Here is a 3,948-nt window from a genome sequence, read left to right on the forward strand (position 1 = left end):
ATATGTAGCTGATACACCGCATTCGCGAGCAAGCCCGCTCCCACACAAGCCAGCTCCCACACTTGATCTGCTTCGTTCTGGAGATTATTGCTGCTGCACTGAAATCACCGGGGTCGGGGCCACAAATACCTTCGCATGCATCTGCTCATGCCCACCGCCCCGGCGCATGCCACGTACCGGGCAGGCATCCAGGTAATCCAGGCCCACGGCCAATTTCAGGTGCCGCTCCGGCCGTGCCAGTTGGTTGGTCACGTCAAAACTGTACCAGGCGTCATCCAGCCAGGCTTCGGCCCAGGCGTGGCTGGCCAAATGGGTGCTGTCTTCGGTGTACAGATACCCCGACACATACCGCGCCGGAACCCCCAGGCTGCGCGCGCAGGCCAGGAACGCATGGGTGTGGTCCTGACACACACCCGCGCGCCCGGCAAAAGCCTCGGCAGCGCAGGTGTCGACTTCGGTGGCGCCGGGCGAGTAGACCATTGACTGGTTGAGCGCTTGCATCAAGTCGATCAACGCGCTGCGGTCGCGACGTTGTCGGCAGTGCTGCTCCGCAAATTGGCGCAGCGCCTCGTCGGCTTCGGTCAGGCGCGTGCTGCGCAGGAACGGAAAAGCCGACTGGCTTTCGTGCTCAGCCTCGCGCAACTCGTCGATATCCACCTGGCCACGGGCACCTATGATGATGGCGTCGTGGGGCTCGTCCAAGGTCAGCACGTGCAGGATGTTGCCGAACGGGTCGACCTGGGCCCGTACTGGGCGTGGCAGGTCGAGTTGCCAACTGATGACGTGCTGGCGCTCGCTGTCGTGGGGCGTGAGGCGCAGGTACTGGATGCTGGCGCGCACCTGATCTTCATAGTGGTAGGTGGTTTCGTGGCTGATGGAGAGTCTCATGCCGCCTCCAGGTAGGAACTGTAGATGGCGTCGCCCAACTGGCGAACCAAGGGGATAAAGTCGGTCAGCCAGGCGTGCAGGCCTTCCTCGAGGATTTCATCGATGGCGGTAAACCGCAGGCGTGCATCCATTTCAGCGGCCAGGCGCTGGGCCGGACGGCCATTGAGGCCAGGCAGGCTGGCGAGGATCTGGTCGATTTCTTCGCTGCAGGCGCGCAACGAGCGTGGAACGTCGGCACGCAATAGCAGCAGCTCCGCCACTTGCCGCGCCCCTGGTGCGTCGCGGTAAATCTCGGTGTAGGCCTCGAACGACGATAACGCACGCAACAATGCGCTCCACTGATAGTAGGCATGGGCCGTACCGTCGGTGACGGCGGCGGCTTGGTCGCCGGCCATTTCATAGCGGGCGTCCAGCAGACGCAGGGTGTTGTCGGCACGCTCAATGAAAGTGCCCAGACGGATGAAACGGAAGGCATCGTTACGCATGATGGTGCCGTAAGTGGCGCCCCGGAACAGGTGCGAACGTTCCTTGACCCATTCACAAAACCGGCTCATGCCGTAGCGGCTCAAGCCTTGCTGGGCGATGTCGCGTATGTCCAGCCAGGTGGCGTTGATGTTTTCCCACATGTCGGCGGTGATTCGCCCACGCACCGCATGGGCGCTGGCTCGCGCGGCGCCGAGGCAACTGTAGATGCTGGCCGGGTTGGCCGCGTCCAACGCAAAGAAGTGCAGCAGGCGTTCGGCATGCAGCTCGCCATGACGCTCACGATAGTCATCCAGGGTGCCGGTGATCAGCAACGGCATGGCCAGTTCGTGCAGGCCGTCACCGTGCCCGTCTTGAGGCATCAGGGACAGTGAATAACTGACGTCGAGCATGCGCGCGAGGTTTTCCGCGCGCTCCAGATAGCGCGACATCCAGTACAGATCCGAGGCAGTTCTACTCAACATGGCATCAATCCTCGACCACCCATGTGTCTTTGGTGCCGCCGCCCTGGGACGAGTTGACCACCAGCGAGCCTTCACGCAGCGCTACACGGGTCAAGCCGCCAGGCACCACGCGGGTTTCCTTGCCGGACAACACGAACGGGCGCAGGTCGATATGGCGTGGTGCTATGCCGTTTTCGACGAAGGTCGGGCAAGTGGATAAACACAGGGTCGGCTGGGCGATATAGGCATGGGGCTTGGCCTTGATACGGGCACGGAAGGCTTCGATTTCCGTCGCTGTGGACGCCGGGCCGACGAGCATGCCGTAGCCGCCTGAGCCTTGGGTTTCCTTCACCACCAGGTCCGGCAGGTTGGCCAGTACGTGGGACAGTTCATCGGGCTTACGACACTGGAACGTCGGAACATTCTTCAGGATGGGTTCTTCATCCAGGTAAAAACGGATCATCTCGGTGACGAAGGGGTACACCGACTTGTCGTCAGCCACCCCGGTGCCGATGGCATTGGCCAGCACCACGTTGCCAGAACGATAAGCAGCCAACAGGCCAGGCACGCCGAGCATGGAGGCCGGATTGAAGGCCAGCGGGTCGAGGAACGCATCGTCGAGGCGACGGTAGATCACATCCACCGCCTTGGGGCCGTCGGTGGTGCGCATGAATACACGGTCATCGCGCACGAACAGGTCGGCCCCCTCCACCAGTTCCACCCCCATTTCCCTGGCCAGGAACGCATGCTCGAAAAACGCACTGTTGAAGCGCCCCGGCGTCAGCACCACGACACTCGGGTTATCCAGCGGGCTAGAGCTTTTCAGGGTATCGAGCAGCAGGTTGGGGTAGTGATCAATCGGGGCGATGCGCTGGGCGGCGAATAGCTCAGGGAACAGGCGCATCATCATCTTGCGGTCTTCGAGCATGTAGCTGACACCGCTCGGTGTACGCAGGTTATCTTCCAGCACGTAGTAGGTGCCGTCGCCGTCCCGTACGAGGTCGACGCCGGAAATGTGGGAATACAGATCGCGGTGCAAGTTCAGGCCCTGCATCGCCAGTTGATATTGCTCGTTGGCCAGCACCTGTTCGGCGGGAATGACCCCGGCCTTGATGATGCGTTGTTCGTGATACAGGTCGGCGAGGAACATGTTCAGCGCCTTGACCCGCTGGATGCAGCCGCGCTCGACTACCCGCCATTCGCTGGCCGGTATGCTGCGCGGGATCGTATCGAAGGGAATCAGGCGCTCGGTGCCTTGCTCGTCCCCGTAGAGGGTGAAGGTGATCCCGGCGCGGTGAAACAGTAAATCCGCCTCACGCCGACGCTGCGCCAACAACTCGGCAGGGGTTTCAGCCAACCAGCGGGCGAACTCGCGGTAATGGGGGCGGACTTGCCCTGCCCCATCGTACATCTCGTCGTAATAAGTGCGGGTCATGCCGTACTCCTTGTCACCCGGGCGCAAGAACCATCGCAAGGCCCGTGCCAGCGGCATTAACACTTATAAATCAGTGAGTTGAATAAACAGCGAAATCAAACCGCACCGTCCTGGTGCGCAGAATGCCCGCCGCCTTGCTTCACGCTTCATCCCAATGCGGGTTTTGGCTATCAACAGCATAGTCAGAGTTGATTTCACCGCCTGGCAACCGCTGAGGATAATCACCCCATCTGCTGAACTGCCTTCAGCGCTCCACTCTTCCCTTTAGGCCACCCTCGTTGGGTGGCTTTTTTTTGGTGCAGGAAAGTACAGCGCAAGTTCCGAAAACTTTCTGACGGTACAAACAAAATCGGCCGACCCAAAAGGTCAGCCGATACGCTGCGTTTCTCATACGGCTACATGGGTAAACCACGCACCTCCTGCTTCACGCCCCACCCCTCGATGATCCCGCCCAGCGGCTCGACCACCGCTTCAAAGTCTTGCTCGAAGTCTCCTATGCCGTCGTAGGTCGCGAACATGATTTTGCTCAGTTCCAAGTACCACGCGCCATCGTCGCGCGCGCTGACCTGGGCATTCAGGGATTCCCCGCGAAATCGACCCGCAGCCCTGCGCGCCCGTTCCTCATCCGGGAAAATGGCGTAGAACTCAATGGGGTGAAAACGCGAGAAGTCGAAGCCGCCTTCTTTCATGCGGCGCAGA

At 61.0% G+C, this 3,948-nt stretch carries 4 protein-coding genes; all 4 read right to left on the bottom strand.

Annotation, left to right across the window (positions count from 1 at the left end; genetic code table 11):
* Positions 1 to 84 precede the first annotated feature (84 nt).
* The gene (locus ACRESD_RS07205; protein ID WP_431750295.1) at positions 85 to 888 is read right to left on the bottom strand and encodes a transglutaminase family protein; all 804 of its coding nucleotides are present in this window, start codon (positions 886 to 888) and stop codon (positions 85 to 87) included.
* Entirely contained in the window at positions 885 to 1,835 is a 951-nt protein-coding gene (locus ACRESD_RS07210; protein ID WP_431750296.1) for an alpha-E domain-containing protein, read from the bottom strand. The genes ACRESD_RS07205 and ACRESD_RS07210 overlap by 4 nt, the downstream gene beginning before the upstream one ends.
* A gap of 4 nt (positions 1,836 to 1,839) precedes the next feature.
* A complete protein-coding gene (locus ACRESD_RS07215; protein ID WP_431750297.1) occupies positions 1,840 to 3,249 on the bottom strand; it encodes a circularly permuted type 2 ATP-grasp protein in 1,410 nt (469 codons plus the stop codon).
* A gap of 395 nt (positions 3,250 to 3,644) precedes the next feature.
* Positions 3,645 to 3,947 carry a ribonuclease E inhibitor RraB gene (locus tag ACRESD_RS07220; protein ID WP_431750298.1) on the bottom strand — a complete coding sequence of 101 codons (303 nt, stop codon included), beginning with the start codon at positions 3,945 to 3,947 and terminating at the stop codon, positions 3,645 to 3,647.
* Between the last annotated feature and the right edge of the window lies 1 nt (position 3,948).

Source organism: Pseudomonas sp. (assembly GCF_050739995.1).
Lineage (GTDB): Bacteria > Pseudomonadota > Gammaproteobacteria > Pseudomonadales > Pseudomonadaceae > Aquipseudomonas.